Here is a 16,695-nt window from a genome sequence, read left to right as displayed (position 1 = left end):
GAGCTATCCGTCCAACTCGATCTACGCCTTCTCCAGCAACGCCCGTCGCAGCCTTCGGATGATGACCCCGCGGGCGCGGTCGTCGGCGGCGGCGCCAACCGTGTCATTGATGTCGAGGATCAGCTCCGACATCTCATTGTGCCAGTCGAGACGGGTCACGGCCTCGGGCGCGAGACGCCGACGATGATCGACGTCGATCAGACGCGGTTCGGCAGCCGCGAGTTCATAGATGTCGTCGAGCATCGGCTGGTAGACCTTGGCCGCGGGAATGATTCGTTCGGCGACGCGCTCGGCCAGCCCGGAGATGGCGCCTTCCTCGCCGTGGGCCAGGAACAGCCCGCGGGCGATGGGCCGGCGCGCCGCGATCCACCCGGCCATGCCGGCGCCGTCGGCGTGACCGGAATATTCGTCGATCATGCGGATCCGCGCCGCGACCCGGATTTCCTCGCCCTGGATCCGGACGGCCTTGGCACCGTTCTGCAGGAAACGGCCGAGCGTGCCGTTGGCCTGGAAGCCGGCGAGCAGCACGGTCGCACGCTCGTTCCAGAGCCAGCGTTTCAGATGATGGCGGATGCGGCCGGCATCGCACATGCCGCTGGCTGCGATGATGATGTGAAATCCGCTGAGACGCATGGTCGCCTTGCTCTCGTCAGCGGTCTCGGTGAACTTGAGATGCGGCGAGTTGAGCAGGCGTTCGGCGTCGACGGTCGGGTCGAGGCTCGCGGCGTGCCGGCGGAACACTTCGGTGGCGCGGATCGCCAGCGGGGAATCGAGGAAGATCGGCGCGTTCGGGATCTCGCCGCGCTCCATCAGCTCGACGAGATCGACGATCAGCTCCTGCGTGCGTTCGACCGCAAAGGCCGGCAGCAGCAGCGCGCCTCCCGCCGCCGCCGCATCGCGTACCTCGGCTGCGAGGTGCTGCCGGCGGAGAGCCGGCGTCGTCGCGGCGCGCACGCGGTCGCCATAGGTGGATTCGGAGATCACATAGTCGAGGTCGGATGGCGCCTCGGGATCGGGCTGGAGCAGCTTTGCCTCGGGGCCGACGTCGCCGGAGAGCAATACGCGGAGCGGACGGGGCGAACCTTGCTCGGCGATCTCGAGCTCGATCGAGGCAGAACCGAGCAGATGGCCGGCGTTCCAGTAGCGCGCGCGGACGCCCGGGATCACGTCGGTCCAGTGTTCATAATCGACCGCGCGAAACGATTGGAGCGATGCAACCGCGTCGGCCTGCGTGTAGATCGGCTGCACTTCCTTGCGGCCGCGGGCCTTGTTGCGCCGGTTGAGCTGCGCGACCTCGGACTCCTGGATGCTGCCTGCGTCCGGCAGCATGTAGGAGCAGAGGTCGATCGTGCCCCGCGTCGCCAGGACCGGGCCCGCAAATCCTTCGCGGACGAGTTTCGGCAGCAACCCGCTGTGGTCGATATGGGCGTGCGTGAGCAGGACCGCGCGGACGTGAGCGGGGCGGAACGGGAAGGCGCCGTAATTGAGCTCCTTGAGCGTCTTCGGCCCCTGGAACAGGCCGCAATCGACCAGGAAAGCGCCGGCGGCAGTCCGGAACAGATAGCTGGAGCCGGTCACGGTGCGGGCGGCCCCGCAAAAGCGAACGGTGATGCTCATCTTGGTGTCTCCAGCGAATGTGTCGCGCTGCGCTCGGACCACAAGGCAGCCGCGAGCGTCTCTTCGAGCGTGATCGCGTTGGTCGGATGCGGCACGCTGTCGGTCGAACGGATCGAACGAATGCCGGCGTCGATGAATGCGGCAACCATCGCGGCAGGAAACAGCGCGTGCGTCACGATTGCATCGACGGCCGTTGCGCCGATCGCCCGCAATGCCCTCGCCGCAACCATCAGCGTCGTCCCGGAGGATACGATGTCGTCGACCATCAACGCCGGCCGCCCCGAGAGCAGGGCAGGATCGGCAAAATCGATCTCCACGGAGCGATCGCCATGCCGTGTCTTGCGTGCGACGGTGTGCTGCAATCCCAATCGTGCCGCGAGGTCCCTGACCCAGGGCTCGGACTCTGCGTCGGGACCGATCACGACGGTGGCGGGATCGACGCCGCCCGCGGCAAGCGCATCCGCGATCGCCGGCATCGCGGACAGGTTCTCCGCCTCGATACCTGCAAACACGGACTTGATGTCGGGGGTGCGGTGCAAGTGAGCGTCCACCGTGATGACGCGGTCCACCAGCGTCGCAAGCAGGGTGCCCATGGCGCGCTGGCTGATGGCTTCGCCTGGACGAAACGCGATGTCCTGCCGCATGTAGCAGAGATAGGGGGCAACCAGCACCAACCGCCTGGCGCCGCCGCGCCGCAGCGCCTCCGCGGCGAAGAGCAGGGCGATCAGCTTGTCATTGGGTTGATCGAGCGGCGCATAGAGGATGGTGGTGTCGGCCGCCGGCGCGACAGTAACGCGCAGCTCGCCGTCCGGAAAGCGGTGCAGGGCGATCTCGTCACAGGCGAGTTCAAGCCGCGCCGCGAGGCGCTTCGCCGCGCCGGCGCCGGAAGGCAGGGTTTGAAGCGCGATCGTTTTCACGGTTGCGTCCTGTCCTGGAGTGCTTCGTGACCGTTGAGGACGTAACCCGTCGCCTGCTGGGCGGCAGACGCGGCCAGATCATGCTCGGGCCCGTCGAATGCGTAGACCCGGTAGAGCGGCTCGCCCTGGTCGACGCGATCGCCAATCTTCTTGAAAAGGCGGATGCCGGCGCCCTTGTCGAGCGGCGCGCCGGCGGTGCGGGCGAGGCGGTTGAGGCGCAGGCAGTCGATCGCGGACACCACGCCGTCATGTTCCGCCTTGACGTCGAAGCTGCTGGGTCCGAGATCGGTGCTGCATTTCGACGGGCCCTGGGCGTCGATGATCTTCTGCATCTGTTTCAGGGCGGCGCCGCTATCGAGCAGCTCACGCGCGCGCGCGTAGCCGGCTCCGCCGCGCAGCTTCGGATCATATTCCAGCAAATGGGCAGCGAGCCGCAGCGATTTCTCGCGCAGATCGCGCGGCGCATCCGCCTCGTTGCCGAGCACAGCCATCACGTCGTTGGCCTCGAGCACCGGCCCGATGCCGTTGCCGATCGGCTGACGGCCGTCGGTCGTGATCACCTCGACCGTGCGGCCGAACCGGTCGCCGACGAATTCGAACAGCTTTCGCAGCCGCATCGCCTCGATGGCGGTGGTGACTTTCGCGGTCGGTCCAACCGGAATGTCGATCAACAGGTGGGTCGATCCCGCGGCGATCTTCTTGGACATGATGGAGGCGACCATCTGCTCGCGTGTGTCGAGGCTGAGCGGGCGTTCGACCGAGATCAGCACGTCGTCGGCCGGCGACAGGTTCACATGCCCGCCCCAGATCAGGCATCCGTTGCAGGACGAGACGATCGACTTCATCTCCTCGACGCCGACATTCACCCGCGCCAGCACCTCCATCGTGTCGGCCGTTCCGGCCGGCGATGTAATGGCGCGCGACGAGGTCTTCGGGATCGGCAGGCCGTGAGCGGCGACAATCGGCACCACGACCATCGAGGTGCGGTTGCCGGGAATGCCGCCGATGCAGTGCTTGTCGACCACGATCGGGTCCGGCCACACCAGCTGCGTGCCGGCCTGCGCCATGGCGCCCGTGAGCGCCAAGAGCTCATCACTGGTGATGAAGCTCGCCGAGCCGATCAGGAACGCGGCGATCTCCATGTCGGAATAGCGAAAATGCGCGAGGTCGTTGATGATCGCGCCAATCTCCGCCTTATCGAGCGTTCGACCGCGAATCTTGGCGCGGACCGCTTCGAGGCTTTCCGGAGGCGCGGCCGGTGCGACCGTCACCAGCGTACCGACCGGTTTGGCGAAGCGCCGGAACGCAGGCTCGGAGAGGCCGATCTCGTCCTGGGCCGCCAATGCGTCATCATCGGTGATCAGGAGCGTCGCCAGCAGCGTCTTGTCGTCAAGGCGCAGCTCGACGCGACTGAAGCCGCGAAAGATGTCCGCACGCAGCGCCTTCGACCGCCTGGATACGACGACGACGTTCTCGCGGCCCGTATCGAGATGGACGCGGCGTATTTTGAGCTGGGAGCGTGAGAGGTCTGGGTGCATGGACGGACCGCAGAAAGCTGGATCCGTTATGCTTAGCCGCCGCCGTCCGGGCGGGCTTGACTCAGATCATGGTCCGCGGGATCGGCGTCGCAATGCCGTGACGGCGCTACTTCGTGGCCGCGCTGATCGAGTTGAACTTGTTGCTGAGGAGGACGCTGCCGGTGTTGGTCACAACGGTGATGATGGCGAGCGCGATGCCGGCGGCGATCAGGCCATACTCGATCGCGGTGGTGGCACTTTCATCGGCAAGAAAAGACCTGAGCAAAGTCATCGCCAACTCCTGTTCATCCGGTCCAATGTAGGCGCACGGCGTTATCAAACTGGTAAAGTGATCGACGAGGCGCTTGCGCGCATCAAAAAAGGCAGGCTCGGCCGATCCTGCCTGTCGTGTCTTAACGTAACAGCCGTTAAACGAAGGTTTCATTATCCGATTGAAATGAGCGGAAGCAGGCGTACCTCAACTGGTGGTGGTGCGTCCTGGGACACCCTTGCGCGGGCGTCCCAGCATGGCGGCGAGGCGTCCGACCAGATAGCTTACGACATGCCCCTGCGATCGCACCAACGCGTCGGCGATGCGCTCGTCCTCGGTCGCGTCGCTCACGAGGCCGATGTAGTTCTTTCTAGCGTTCTGCTGCGGCACGGTGGTGCGCACCCCGGTTCTTCGGTGGGGCGGACCATGGTGCGCGCAAGGGGAATCAACCGTTAATTTTGGTTACCGTACGAATACCCGGGTGCGGCAGGATGGCATCGTGGTGCCGAAAGTCACCGGGCCGCTTAAGGGATTGTTGAGGCTGTTCGTCAACCGATCGGCAAGCATGCCAAGCGTGGCTCATCGACGCCGGGGCTCCGCGTTCAATGCGCGCAGCATGCCGATGCGGGCGAACGTGAGCCAGCCGCCGCCGGTCTCCGCCGCGTTGATCAGCATCTCGATCGCGGTCTGCCAGCGCGGCTCCTGCTGCTCGGCCTCGGGCAGTTGCATGATGAAGTCGGCGGCTTCTTGCAACGTGCGCAGCTTGGCGCCGCCGCGCAAGCCGATTGGATCGTCGAACGGCGTCGACCAGGGCATGTCAGGCGGCCCGATCGGTGAGGGGAGACGTCACGACGCGATCGGCGATGCGATGCCGTCAGCCGGCCTTCTTCGCTCGCGTTGCCGCACGTACCGGCTTGTCGGCCTTCTTGGGCGCTGCTTCCTTGGCAGCAGCGTCCTTGCCGCCCTTGCCGGAGATCGGCAGCAGCATCTCGCGCTGGCCCTCGGCGCGCTTCTTCGGCTTCTTGGCCTTGACGGTCTCCTTGGCGACCTTCGCCGCGGGCGTGGCGTCCTTCTCGCTCGCAAGGCTCTTCTTCAGCGCGTCCATCAGATTGATGACGTTGCCGCCGCTCTTCGGCGTGGACTTGGCGGCGATCGGCGCGCCCGAGCGCTTCTTGTTGATGAGATCGATCAGCGCGGTCTCGTAGTGATCCTCGAACAGCTCGGGCTCGAATGCACCGGACTTCTTCTCGACGATGTGCTTGGCGAGGTCGAGCATGTCCTTCGTCAGCTTCACGTCCTGGATGTCGTCGAAATATTCGCTTTCGCTGCGCACCTCGTAGGGGTAGCGCAGCAGCGTGCCCATCAGGCCGCTCTCGAGCGGCTCCAGCGCGATGATGTGCTCGCGATTGGTCAGCACCACGCGGCCAATCGCGACCTTGTTCATGCTGCGGATGGTCTCGCGGATGACCGCATAGGCGTCATGGCCGACCTTGCCGTCGGGCACGAGATAATAGGGGCGGATCAGATAGCGGTTGTCGATGTCGGCCTTCGGCACGAACTCGTCGATCTCGATCGTGTGCGTGGAGTCGAGCGCAATGTCGTCGAGCTCGTCCTTGGTGACCTCGATGTAGGTGTCGGTGTCGACCTTGTAGCCCTTGACGATGTCCTCGGAGGTCACCTCGTCACCGGTCTCGGCGTCGACCTTTAGATACTTGATCCGGTGGCCGGTCTTGCGGTTGATCTGGTTGAACGAAACCTTCTCCGTATCCGAAGTGGCCGGATACAGCGCGACCGGGCAGGTCACGAGCGAAAGACGCAGAAAACCCTTCCAATTGGCGCGGGGGGCCATGGGCTACTCCAAACGCAACAGGGACAGACCTATGAGGATACCATCGGGGAACACCGAATCATACACAGGTTGGGTCGGAATCCTGCAATTGCGTTAACCAGTCGCTGACCGTGCGGGGTAGGCCCGATGTGGGGGCAAAAACCGGAACATCAAATCGGATCGGGCGTTGGCCCAGGACACGGGCTGCGAGGAGGTCGCAGCCTTTGGAGGCGACATCTAGAGATTGAGGCCACCATGGCAACCACGCGCGAGGACCATCAGATCGTCGAGACGGCAACCGAGGCGCGCCAGGGCGAGCCTGGGCCGTCGGTGGCAGCTCTCCTCGCCATCTCGACCGGACTTGCGATCCTGATCCTTGCCGTCATCTGGTTCGTGTTCTTCCGGACCTGACGGCCGAATCGACGGGAAGGACGGACCTTCCGACTCGCCGCGGTACGCGGCACGCTGCGCCCGCCATGCCGCCGGTTCCTCCGGGGGTGTGGCGGGTGCAGTCGCGTTGGCTGCGAACACGTCGTATATGACCAAAAAGTAACAAAGGCAGTTCCCCGCGTTCATATTCAGTTCACGCCGGAATTGCTCATCTGGTGCGGTGTTCATGCGGCCTATTTCTGGAGAGAAGCGTGCGCCTGCTCGTTGTTGAGGACGACCCCGATCTCAATCGCCAGCTCACCAAGGCGCTGACGGACGCCGGCTATGTCGTCGACCGCGCCTTCGACGGAGAGGAGGGGCACTATCTCGGCGACAACGAACCATATGACGCCGTGGTGCTCGACATCGGCCTGCCGAAGAAGGACGGCATCTCGGTGCTGGAGGCCTGGCGCCGCAACGGCCGCACCATGCCGGTGCTGATCCTCACTGCGCGCGACCGCTGGAGCGACAAGGTCCAGGGGTTTGACGCGGGTGCCGACGATTACGTCGCAAAGCCGTTCCATCTGGAGGAGGTGCTGGCGCGGATCCGCGCGCTGCTGCGTCGCTCCACCGGCCACGCCCAGAGCGAGCTGAGCTGCGGCCCCGTGACGCTCGACACGCGCACCGGCCGGGTCAGCGTGTCGGGCAATCCCGTGAAGATGACCTCGCACGAATATCGGCTTCTGGCCTACCTCATGCACCATTCCGGGCGCGTCGTGTCGCGCACCGAGCTGGTCGAGCACCTCTACGACCAGGATTTCGACCGCGACTCCAACACGATTGAAGTCTTCGTCGGCCGCATCCGCAAGAAGCTCGACGTCGACATCATCCAGACCGTCCGCGGCCTCGGTTATCTCCTGACCCCGCCGGCCGCCGGCGCCTGAGGGGTTTCTGCAAGGATCCAGGTTCTTGGCTTGACGGGCGGCCCGACACGGGCCTTGGTCCGGTCATGACCGCCGCCGCCATGCCACCACCTCGCGCCCCCGGGATCATTCCGATGCCCGCCAGCTCGCTTGCGAACCGCCTGTTCCTGTCGGCGACCGCCTGGCTCGTTGTCATCCTGGCCATCACCGGCGTGGTGCTGTCGTCGGTTTACAAGAACGCGACCGAGCGCGCCTTCGACCGCCGGCTCAACCTCTATCTCCGCACCCTGATCGCCGAGGTCGCTACCCCCGACGAGCCGCCGGACCGTCAGTTCCAGTCGCTCGGGGAGCCCCTGTTCGAGCTGCCGCTGTCCGGCTGGTACTGGCAGATCACGCGCACCGACACCGAGAAGCCGGAGGTGCGCTCCTCGCGCTCGCTCTGGGACAAGAAGCTGCCGAAGCTGGAGGACCAGGGCGCCGAGCTCACTGCCGCCGGCATCCGGCTGGCTTATGTCGACGGGCCGGAGGGCCAGAACCTGCGCATGGTCGAGCGTCCCGTCGATCTCGGCGCCGACGGCAAGTATCTCGTCAGCGTCGCCGGCGACGACACCGAAATTTTCGATGAGACGCGCAGCTTCGACTACTATCTCGGCGGCACCTTCACCGCGCTCGGCATCGTGCTGCTGCTGACGACCGTGTTCCAGGTCCGCTTCGGCCTCGCGCCGCTCAAGCGCATCTCGGAATCCATCGCTGATATCCGCTCCGGGCGGGCCGAGCGGCTCGAGGGCGAATTCCCGGTCGAGATCGCGCCCTTGGCGCGCGAGACCAACGCGCTGATCGATGCCAATCGCGAGATCGTCGAGCGCGCGCGCACCCATGTCGGCAATCTCGCCCATGCGATCAAGACGCCGCTCTCGGTGATCGTGAATGAGGCGGGTTCGCATGCGGCCGATCCGTTCGCGGCCAAGGTGATGGAGCAGGCGGACGTGATGCGTAACCAGCTCGCCCATCATCTGGAGCGCGCCCGCATCGCGGCCCGGGTCTCGATCGTCGGCACTGTAACGGAGGTTGCGCCGGCCATCGAAGCGTTGCGGAGGACCATGGAAAAGATCCACCGCGGCCGCGGCATCGCCGTCGAAGCCAAGGCCGATCCCTCGGCAAAATTCCGGGGCGAGCGACAGGACCTGGAGGAGATGGTCGGCAATCTCGTCGACAACGCCTGCAAATGGGCGGCCTCGCGGGTCTTCATCGAGGTCGTGGTCGAGGCCCCGCAGCAGGCCGGGGCAGGGCCCAAGCTGCGGCTGATCGTCGATGACGACGGCCGCGGTCTCTCGGAGGCCGAGCGCGCCCAGGTCTCCCGGCGCGGCCAGCGGCTCGACGAATCCAAGCCGGGCTCGGGGCTCGGGCTATCCATCGTGACCGATCTTGCCGCGCTTTATGGCGGCAGCCTCTCGCTCGGCCGCGCGCCGATCGGGGGGCTGCGGGCCGAGCTGGTGCTGCCGGGAATATAATCCTCTGATCCCAAACGATTATTTTGGCTTCCGGACGAAACCGGAGGTTTTCGGAGGGACTTCCTCAACGGCTTCTTAAGGCGCACCCACCTATGATCGGGGAGGACGCATCCCACGTCCGCCATTTTACCGTGCATTACCCGGGCGCATGAGCCAGACATCGATCGAGCGGCTGAGGGAATATCTCGCGCAGCTCCCGCCGCAGGCGCAGGCGCTGCTGATGCGGGAGTTCGAGCGCGCGCTCGAGCGCGGCCAGGACACGGCCGTGGCGACCCTCGTGCTCGAGCAGCTGCGCAAGATCGTCCGCAAGACCGAGTCCGAGGACGCCCCGCCGCCGCGAACCGACGATCTGTCGCGGTTGCTGTTCCAGGTGCTGGAACCGTTCCTGGTCGAGGCCGGCGCCCCAATCCGGGTCGGCCAGATCCGCCGCTCCTCGCTTAATCCGATCTGGCAATGGCTCGGCCGCGATGGTGCCCCGGACAAGGTCGCTGAATTCGAGGCCGCGCTGGCGCGCATGCCGGCTTCCGACAGCGCGGGGCAGGTCGAGGCGCTGGCGCTCAAGCTCCAGGCCGTGGCGGCGGACGCCATCTTCGCGCTGACGGGGCCGGGCGGCGGTGACAAGTCGCGCGCGCTGGCCCGGGTTGGCCCGCCCAATGTGATCGAGGACCTCTATTCGATCGGCGCGGTGCTCTCCGTTCGCGAGGCCCTCGGCACGCTCAATGAAAAGCTGCCGCGTTTCCTGCGCGCGTTCGGCGATCCCCAGATCGCCTCGGTGACCGCTGCGCTCAATATTCCCGTGCTCCAGACCCCGCAGATGCTGCCCTTTGCGTTGTCGGTGGTGATCCAGCGCATGACCGCGCCGTGGCAGATCATTCGCCTCGCGATCAAGATCGCCGCGTCCGATGATGAGATCCGCGTCGCGGCAACGCCTTATGGCGTTGCCGTCACGATCGCCCTGCACGATCTGTCCCGTGTCGCCGCCAATTTGCGCATGGACATCAAGCGCGGCCATTTCGACACCGTTGCCGACAATCTCAAGGCACTCCATGATGGCGTGCGCGGCCTGCGCACGGAACTCGATCTGCGCAACGATTCCGCCTGGGGCAAGCAGCTGACCTCGATCCGGGCCGACATCTCCAACGCGCTGCAATCGGAGATCGACAGCGTTCCCGGCCGCGTCCGCCGCATCCTGCGCCAGCGTCCCGAGAAGGATATTCCGCCCGGAGCGCGGATCGACAGTACCGAGGTCGAGGAAACCGTCGCCCTGATCGACTTCGTCGCGACATGCCGCAACTACGCCAGCGAGCTCGCGATCAACGAGGTGACGCTGCGCACCTATTCCGACCTCCAGCAATATGTCGAACGGTCGACCGAGCAGCTGGTGCAGTCGCTGCGCGCCGCCGATCACAAGGTCCGCACCTACCGGCAGCAGCAGGTGCAGGCTGCGATCCGCTTCTGCCAGGTGCTGTTCGGCGACGATTACGCCTCGCTGATGAGCCGGGCTGCGGAGAACGCGGCGACAGGCGAGCGCAAATCGACGCGTGCGAGCTGATTCAGGCGCATCTTTTCGTTATCACAATTTATAGTTGACCGCGCCGATTGTGGGCCTTACGGTCCCCGCGCAAGCTTTTGGAATTTCTATCTGTGGGCGCATGAAACCCGTTATCAGCTCCATTGAAATTGAAAACCGCATCATTGTTGCCAAATATCAAAGGCTGATGGTCGGTGCGAAGGTGGTGCTGGTTGAGAAGGCAAGCGGTCGACAGCTGCCTGAGACCGTCACCAGGGTTGCATCGCGTGTCCCCGTCGGGGCGTTGCGCATCAGATTGCCGACGTCATCGAGCCGGGAACCTACTTCTTGAGGGCTCTCAACGGGCACGGCGAGGACGCCGCTCAAAGCGTGGACTTCGAGATCGGCTAAGCCGTTGGTTCTTCACCATTTCGGACGGTGCGCGCTCGCGCCGAATTGACAATTGTCAATTGCCGCATCGTCCGGCCGTGGTGTAAAGCCACCTATGGGCGCGGCTCTCGCGCTGCCGGAAGCTTGCCAGATGACGCTATGGTTCGTGTTCGCGCTGATGACGGTCGCGGCGATATTCGCCGTGCTCTGGCCGCTCGGCCGTAACGGGCGCGATCAAAATCAAGGCAGCGAGGTCGTGGTCTACAAGGACCAATTGGCCGAGATCGAGCGTGATCTCGCTGCCGGACTGGTCGCGCGACCTGAAGCCGAGGCGGCGCGCGTCGAGATCAGCCGCAGGCTGCTCGCCGCAGCCGGCAGCGAAGCCGCGCTCATGCCGGCGCCCAGTCTCAAATGGCGCCGTGCGGCGGCGGTGCTGGCGCTGGTCGGCCTGCCTCTGGTCGCGGCTGCGATCTATGTTCCGCTCGGTTCGCCCGCGCTTCGCGACTTTCCGCTGGCGCAGCGGGAGCGCGAGTCGGGGTCCGGCATGGCGCAGTCGCTCGAGAACCTCGTCGCGCAAGTCCAGCAGCATCTGGAGAAAAATCCGACCGACGGCCGCGGCTGGAACGTGCTTGCTCCGGTGCTGGAGCGGCTCGGCCGCTTCGACGAGGCCGTGCGCGCCTACCGCAATTCGATCACCTATAATGGCGAGAGCGCGGAGCGCCGCTCCGATCTCGGCGAAGCGATCGCGGCTGCGGCCGGCGGCGTGGTGACGGCGGAAGCCAAGACCGAGTTCGAGCGTGCCCACGCCCTGAATGCCGACGATCCCAAGGCGAACTACTTCCTCGGGCTCGTCGCCGAGCAGGACGGCCGCAAGGATGACGCGGCCAACATCTGGCGCGCGCTGCTTGCGAAAGCGCCCTCGGATGCTCCGTGGCGGCCGCTGGTGCAGTCCTCACTCGCGCGGGTCGGCGGCGGCAGCTCGATGCCGGCGTTGTCGGACGAGACGATCGCGGCCTCCAAGGATATGAACGACGGCGATCGCAACGCGATGATCCGCAGCATGGTGGAGCGCCTCGCCACGCGCCTCAAGCAGAACGGCGACGACGTCGACGGGTGGCTGCGTCTGGTGCGCGCCTATCTGGTGATGGGCGACCGCGACAAGGCCCGTGGCGCCTCGACCGATGCCCGTCAGGCGGTCGCCAACGATTCCGAGCGGCTACGCCAGCTAAACCAAGGCCTCAAGACTCTCGGGCTCGACGGATGACAGTCGCAGCACGAGACGAGCGGAGAACGGACACGCCATGACGCGCAAGCAGCGACGTATGACCATCATCGGCGGCTCGCTCGCCGTGCTCGCGCTCGCGGCCGCGCTGGTGCTCAATGCCTTGCGCGACTCCATCGTGTTCTTCTCGACCCCGACCATGGTGGCCGAGAAGCACGTTCAGCCCGGCAAGCGCTTTCGCCTCGGTGGCCTGGTTCAGCCGGGCTCGCTCCAGCGCGGCGATAATCTCGCGGTGACGTTCGAGGTTGCCGACGGCAGCGCCAAGCTTCCCGTCGCCTACAAGGGCATTCTGCCGGATCTGTTCCGTGAAGGGCAGGGCGTCGTCGCCGAGGGTGCGCTCGATGCCAATGGCGTGTTCAAGGCCGACACGGTGCTTGCCAAGCACGACGAGACCTACATGCCCAAGGACGTTGCCGATGCCCTGAAGAAGCAGGGGCACTGGAAGGATGACTACGGCGCCCAAGCTTCCGGTGGCGCCAAGCCGGCCGCAACGACGGCGCAGGGTAATTCGCAGGGAGCGGTGCGGTGATCGCAGAAGCCGGACATTATGCGCTGGTGCTGGCGCTCGCGCTGGCGCTGATCCAGTCCTTCGTGCCGATGATCGGCGCACGCTTGCGCGATCCCGCGTTGATGAACGTGGCGCGCTCCACCGCGCTGGCGCAGCTCCTGTTCGTCGGCGCATCGTTCATTGCGCTCGTGACGTTGCACGTAAACTCGGATTTCTCCGTCGCCAATGTCTACGAGAATTCGCACTCCATGAAGCCGCTGATCTACAAGATCACCGGCGTGTGGGGAAACCATGAAGGATCGATGCTGCTGTGGGTGTCGATCCTGGCGCTGTTCGGTGGGCTGGTTGCGGCCTTCGGCAACAATCTGCCGCTGTCGCTGCGTGCTCATGTGCTGAGCGTGCAGGCCTGGATTGCGAGCGCCTTCTATCTCTTCATCCTGATCACCTCGAACCCGTTCCTGCGCATCGTCAATCCGCCGATCGAGGGGCGTGATCTCAATCCCGTGCTTCAGGACATCGGCCTCGCCGTGCACCCGCCGATGCTCTATCTCGGCTATGTCGGCTTCTCCATCTCGTTCTCCTTCGCGATCGCGGCGCTGATCGAGGGGCGGATCGACGCGGCCTGGGCGCGCTGGGTGCGGCCCTGGACGCTGGTCGCCTGGATATTCCTGACGCTCGGCATCGCGATGGGATCCTACTGGGCCTATTACGAGCTCGGCTGGGGCGGCTGGTGGTTTTGGGACCCGGTGGAGAACGCTTCGCTGATGCCGTGGCTCGCCGGCACCGCGCTGTTGCACTCGGCGCTGGTGATGGAGAAACGCAACGCACTGAAGGTCTGGACCATCCTTCTCTCGATCCTGACCTTCTCGCTGTCGCTGCTCGGCACCTTCCTGGTGCGTTCGGGCGTCATCACTTCGGTGCACGCTTTCGCCAATGATCCAACCCGTGGCGTGTTCATCCTCCTGATCCTCTGCCTGTTCATCGGCGGCAGCCTCTCGCTGTTCGCGGGGCGTGCGACCGCGTTGAAGCAGGGCGGGCTGTTCGCGCCGATCTCGCGCGAGGGCGCGCTGGTTCTGAACAATCTGCTGCTGACCGTCGCCTGTGCGGTCGTGCTGTTCGGAACGCTCTATCCGCTCGCGATGGAAGTGCTCGCCGACTTCAAGATGTCGGTCGGCGCTCCCTTCTACAATCTCACCTTCGTCCCGCTGTTCGCGCTGCTGCTGCTCGCGGTGCCGTTCGGGCCCATGCTGGCGTGGAAACGCGGCGACCTGCTCGGTGTCACGCAGCGCCTGCTTGCGGCCGGCGTCGCAGGCCTCGTCGTGATCGCCATCGTCTGGGCCTGGACGCGTGGCGGCAGCGCGCTGGCGCCGTTGGCCATCGGGCTTGGCGTTTTCGTCATTGCCGGCGCTGTGACCGATATCGCCGAACGAACCGGCCTGCTTCGTCTTCCGTTCGCGACCACGCTGCACCGCGCCAGGGGCCTGCCGCGTTCGGCCTGGGGGACGGCGTTCGCCCATGCCGGCCTCGGGGTCGCGCTGATCGGGATCGTCTGCGAGACCACCTGGAACAGCGAATATATCGCGACGATGAAGCCGAACGACGTCGCACAGGTCGCCGGATATGATTTGAAGCTCGACGGTCTGCTCGAGCGCCAGGGGCCGAACTACCGCGAGATGATTGCTCAGTTCAACGTCAGCCGGGGCGGCGACGCGCTCAGCGTCATGACGCCGTCGAAGCGCAGCTTCACCACGCGCGGCTCTTCGACCACCGAGGCCGCGCTGCTGACCCGCGGTGCCAGCCAGCTCTACATCTCGCTTGGCGACGTCACCGCCGAGGGCGCGATTGCCGTGCGCATCTATCACAAGCCGATGGTGCTGATGATCTGGTGGGGCCCGGTACTGATGGCGTTCGGCGGCGTGCTGTCGCTGACCGACCGGCGTCTGCGGGTCGGAGCGCCGAAGCCGGCGCGGGCCAAGCAGCGCCTGCAGCCGGCGGAGTGATCCGATGCGCCGGATGATGGCCGTGATCGTCGCGCTGATGCTGCTGGCTGTGCCTGCAGTGCACGCGGTGCAGCCCGACGAGATCATGTCGGATCCGGCGAAGGAAGCGCGCGCGCGCGAATTGTCGCGTGAGCTGCGCTGCATGGTCTGTCAGAACCAGTCGATCGACGATTCCGACGCGCCGCTCGCGCGTGATCTGCGGCTTCTGGTTCGCGAGCGTATCGCCGCCGGCGACAGCAATTCGCAGGTGCTCGACTTCCTGGTCGCGCGGTATGGCGAGTTCGTGCTTTTGAAGCCGCGCTTCGAGCGGCAGACCTTGCTGTTGTGGCTGCTCGCGCCGCTATTGCTGGCCGGTGGCGGCTTTGCGCTCTGGCGGCAAAATCGTCGGCGCTCCCGAAGTGGTGTAGATGTACCGGTGTCGCCGCTGACGCCGGACGAAGAGGCCCGGCTCGCCGCGTTGATGTCGGATGACGCCAAATCTTCCTGACCACTTCAAGTCTTCCTGGCCGCTTCAAGTCATTCCAGCCTACGTAATGATACGTAAGCTGCCGGCCGCGGCCGTCCATTTCATGCTATGTTGACCTTTGTCTGGAAGCTTGTCGCAAGATTTGATTCCAGCCTCTGAGCCTTTCATGTTCACGAACAGCAATCTGACGATCCGCTTTCTGGTCGGCGCCGTCGTCGCTGCATTATTGTTCCTGCTGGGTATCGGGGGCGGCACCGGTTTCGTTGCCGTGCTCTATCTCAACAACGAGATCACCAGCCTTTCGTCCGACTTCGCCGCGCTGAGCGGTCCCGCGCGCGACCACGCGATGCAGATCTACCAGCAGGCCCAGGCCGCGTTCTCCTATTTCCTGGTGGCCTGCGGCGTGATCGCGATCGTCGCCGTCGCAATCTGTCTCACCACCTGGTTCGCCGTGCGCAACGGCATCCTTCATCCCCTGGCGGCGATTGTGCATGCCATGCGCGAGGTCGCAGACCAGAAGTTCGAGACACCGGTCCCGGGCCTCGGCGGTACCAACGAGATCGGTCTGCTCGCCGGCGCGCTGGAAGTATTCAAGACCAGCGGGATCGAGCGCCGCCGTCTGACCGAGCGGCAGCTGCACGAAGCGCAGCACCAGGCCGAGCGGTCCAAATATCTCGATGCCCGGATCAGGGGGTTCAACGAGCTTGTCGCCAGCGTCGTCGACAGCGTGGCGTCGTCGGCCGTGCATCTGAAGCGCAACGCCGAGACGCTGTCGCAAACCGCCAACGATACCAGCACCAAGGCCAATGCCGTGGCGAGCGCCGCGAGCCAGGCCAGCGCCAGCGTGCAGACGGTCGCCGGCTCGGCTGAGGAGATGACGAATTCGATCGGCACGATCAGCCGCCGCGTCACGGACGCGACCCAGCGTGCCGAGGGTGCGGCGACGCAAGCCGAGAAGAGCCGCGACACCATCCACACGTTGTCGAATGCCGCTGACAAGATCGGCGAGGTCGTGCAGCTCGTGCAGGCGATCGCATCGCAGACCAACCTTCTGGCGCTCAACGCCACCATCGAAGCGGCGCGGGCTGGAGAGGCAGGCAAGGGTTTTGCGGTGGTCGCCTCCGAGGTGAAGAGCCTTGCGCATCAGACCAGCAAAGCGACGGAAGAAATCACCTCGCACGTCGCCAGCATTCAGGGCATCACCGCGGAGACGCGTGGAGCAATCGATGCCATCTCGAAGACGCTGTCGGAGATCTCGTCGATCATGTCGGGCATCGAGGTCGACACCGCTCAGCAGCGTAACGCGACGCAGGACATCAGCCGGAGCGTCCAGGACGCCGCGCGCGGCACGCTCGACGTTTCCAACCACATCGTCCAGATCACCTCGACCTCGGCCGAGACCGGCCGTATGGCGGCTGAAGCCCGGGATTCCGCCGTCGACCTGTCGCAGCAGGCCGAGACCCTGAAGCGCGAAGTCGACGAATTCATCGTCAGCGTCAGGGCAAGCTGAGAGCTTCGAAAGTGCACTTTGAAGCCGGTCGCCGGAACCCTCTTAAGTTCCTGTAAGACCGCGTCTTTTGGCCTGC

16 protein-coding genes and 1 pseudogene are annotated in these 16,695 nt (G+C 65.3%); 10 read left to right on the top strand and 7 right to left on the bottom strand.

Features of this window, described 5'->3' with window-relative positions:
- Window positions 1-21 precede the first annotated feature (21 nt).
- From ACWAT4_RS27550 to ku, 7 genes are all read right to left on the bottom strand, one after another.
- Window positions 22-1,617: an MBL fold metallo-hydrolase gene (locus ACWAT4_RS27550; RefSeq protein WP_449728566.1), complete on the bottom strand. Its 1,596-nt coding sequence runs from the start codon at window positions 1,615-1,617 to the stop codon at window positions 22-24.
- Window positions 1,614-2,534 carry a ribose-phosphate pyrophosphokinase gene (locus ACWAT4_RS27545; protein WP_212444128.1) on the bottom strand — a complete coding sequence of 307 codons (921 nt, stop codon included), beginning with the start codon at window positions 2,532-2,534 and terminating at the stop codon, window positions 1,614-1,616. The genes ACWAT4_RS27550 and ACWAT4_RS27545 overlap by 4 nt, the downstream gene beginning before the upstream one ends.
- A complete protein-coding gene (locus ACWAT4_RS27540) occupies window positions 2,531-4,072 on the bottom strand; it encodes a thymidine phosphorylase family protein (RefSeq protein ID WP_212300414.1) in 1,542 nt (513 codons plus the stop codon). The genes ACWAT4_RS27545 and ACWAT4_RS27540 overlap by 4 nt, the downstream gene beginning before the upstream one ends.
- Window positions 4,073-4,178: 106 nt before the next feature.
- Window positions 4,179-4,343 (bottom strand): Flp family type IVb pilin, encoded by a 165-nt coding sequence (locus tag ACWAT4_RS27535; protein ID WP_212300713.1) that lies wholly within the window; start codon window positions 4,341-4,343, stop codon window positions 4,179-4,181.
- A gap of 186 nt (window positions 4,344-4,529) precedes the next feature.
- Complete coding sequence (locus tag ACWAT4_RS27530; RefSeq protein WP_449728565.1) at window positions 4,530-4,724, bottom strand: hypothetical protein; 195 nt, start codon at window positions 4,722-4,724, stop codon at window positions 4,530-4,532.
- 177 nt (window positions 4,725-4,901) lie between these two features.
- Complete coding sequence (locus ACWAT4_RS27525) at window positions 4,902-5,138, bottom strand: hypothetical protein (RefSeq protein WP_212300416.1); 237 nt, start codon at window positions 5,136-5,138, stop codon at window positions 4,902-4,904.
- Between the two features lie 58 nt (window positions 5,139-5,196).
- A complete protein-coding gene (gene ku, locus ACWAT4_RS27520) occupies window positions 5,197-6,171 on the bottom strand; it encodes a non-homologous end joining protein Ku (protein ID WP_449728564.1) in 975 nt (324 codons plus the stop codon).
- Window positions 6,172-6,405: 234 nt separating this feature from the next.
- Between ku and ACWAT4_RS27515 the strand changes: the two genes are divergently transcribed.
- The 10 genes and pseudogenes from ACWAT4_RS27515 to ACWAT4_RS27470 all read left to right on the top strand — a co-directional run bounded on the left by ACWAT4_RS27515 (window position 6,406) and on the right by ACWAT4_RS27470 (window position 16,619).
- A complete protein-coding gene (locus ACWAT4_RS27515) occupies window positions 6,406-6,561 on the top strand; it encodes a hypothetical protein (protein ID WP_194463199.1) in 156 nt (51 codons plus the stop codon).
- A gap of 230 nt (window positions 6,562-6,791) precedes the next feature.
- Window positions 6,792-7,463, top strand: coding sequence for a response regulator transcription factor (locus ACWAT4_RS27510; protein ID WP_212300418.1), 672 nt, complete (start codon window positions 6,792-6,794; stop codon window positions 7,461-7,463).
- A 113-nt stretch (window positions 7,464-7,576) separates the two neighbouring features.
- Window positions 7,577-8,953: a sensor histidine kinase gene (locus ACWAT4_RS27505; protein ID WP_212300419.1), complete on the top strand. Its 1,377-nt coding sequence runs from the start codon at window positions 7,577-7,579 to the stop codon at window positions 8,951-8,953.
- Between the two features lie 148 nt (window positions 8,954-9,101).
- On the top strand, window positions 9,102-10,505 hold the full coding sequence (locus ACWAT4_RS27500) for a hypothetical protein (protein WP_212300420.1): 1,404 nt from the start codon (window positions 9,102-9,104) through the stop codon (window positions 10,503-10,505).
- A 100-nt stretch (window positions 10,506-10,605) separates the two neighbouring features.
- Window positions 10,606-10,874, top strand: a pseudogene (locus ACWAT4_RS27495) (hypothetical protein).
- A 130-nt stretch (window positions 10,875-11,004) separates the two neighbouring features.
- On the top strand, window positions 11,005-12,117 hold the full coding sequence (gene ccmI, locus ACWAT4_RS27490) for a c-type cytochrome biogenesis protein CcmI (RefSeq protein ID WP_449728563.1): 1,113 nt from the start codon (window positions 11,005-11,007) through the stop codon (window positions 12,115-12,117).
- A gap of 37 nt (window positions 12,118-12,154) precedes the next feature.
- Window positions 12,155-12,664, top strand: a complete 510-nt coding sequence (gene ccmE / locus ACWAT4_RS27485) for a cytochrome c maturation protein CcmE (protein ID WP_212300423.1) — start codon at window positions 12,155-12,157, stop codon at window positions 12,662-12,664.
- Complete coding sequence (locus ACWAT4_RS27480; RefSeq protein WP_449728562.1) at window positions 12,661-14,643, top strand: heme lyase CcmF/NrfE family subunit; 1,983 nt, start codon at window positions 12,661-12,663, stop codon at window positions 14,641-14,643. The genes ccmE and ACWAT4_RS27480 overlap by 4 nt, the downstream gene beginning before the upstream one ends.
- 4 nt (window positions 14,644-14,647) lie before the next feature.
- The gene (locus tag ACWAT4_RS27475; protein ID WP_449728561.1) at window positions 14,648-15,130 is read left to right on the top strand and encodes a cytochrome c-type biogenesis protein; all 483 of its coding nucleotides are present in this window, start codon (window positions 14,648-14,650) and stop codon (window positions 15,128-15,130) included.
- Between the two features lie 145 nt (window positions 15,131-15,275).
- On the top strand, window positions 15,276-16,619 hold the full coding sequence (locus ACWAT4_RS27470) for a methyl-accepting chemotaxis protein (protein WP_449728560.1): 1,344 nt from the start codon (window positions 15,276-15,278) through the stop codon (window positions 16,617-16,619).
- Window positions 16,620-16,695: the final 76 nt, after the last annotated feature.

Source organism: Bradyrhizobium sp. T-1 (assembly GCF_053592855.1).
Note: the sequence above shows the minus strand (reverse complement) of the source record. Positions and strands in the feature narration are given on the sequence as shown.

Excerpts from the sequence above, each read along its gene's own strand:
- ACWAT4_RS27500 (WP_212300420.1), top strand. The coding sequence starts at position 9,102 with ATGAGCCAGACATCGATCGAGCGGCTGAGGGAATATCTCGCGCAGCTC.
- ku (WP_449728564.1), bottom strand. The coding sequence starts at position 6,171 with ATGGCCCCCCGCGCCAATTGGAAGGGTTTTCTGCGTCTTTCGCTCGTG.
- ACWAT4_RS27515 (WP_194463199.1), top strand. The coding sequence starts at position 6,406 with ATGGCAACCACGCGCGAGGACCATCAGATCGTCGAGACGGCAACCGAG.
- ACWAT4_RS27550 (WP_449728566.1), bottom strand. The coding sequence starts at position 1,617 with ATGAGCATCACCGTTCGCTTTTGCGGGGCCGCCCGCACCGTGACCGGC.
- ACWAT4_RS27470 (WP_449728560.1), top strand. The coding sequence starts at position 15,276 with ATGTTCACGAACAGCAATCTGACGATCCGCTTTCTGGTCGGCGCCGTC.
- ACWAT4_RS27475 (WP_449728561.1), top strand. The coding sequence starts at position 14,648 with ATGCGCCGGATGATGGCCGTGATCGTCGCGCTGATGCTGCTGGCTGTG.
- ACWAT4_RS27540 (WP_212300414.1), bottom strand. The coding sequence starts at position 4,072 with ATGCACCCAGACCTCTCACGCTCCCAGCTCAAAATACGCCGCGTCCAT.
- ACWAT4_RS27505 (WP_212300419.1), top strand. The coding sequence starts at position 7,577 with ATGCCCGCCAGCTCGCTTGCGAACCGCCTGTTCCTGTCGGCGACCGCC.
- ACWAT4_RS27525 (WP_212300416.1), bottom strand. The coding sequence starts at position 5,138 with ATGCCCTGGTCGACGCCGTTCGACGATCCAATCGGCTTGCGCGGCGGC.
- ACWAT4_RS27535 (WP_212300713.1), bottom strand. The coding sequence starts at position 4,343 with ATGACTTTGCTCAGGTCTTTTCTTGCCGATGAAAGTGCCACCACCGCG.
- ccmI (WP_449728563.1), top strand. The coding sequence starts at position 11,005 with ATGACGCTATGGTTCGTGTTCGCGCTGATGACGGTCGCGGCGATATTC.
- ccmE (WP_212300423.1), top strand. The coding sequence starts at position 12,155 with ATGACGCGCAAGCAGCGACGTATGACCATCATCGGCGGCTCGCTCGCC.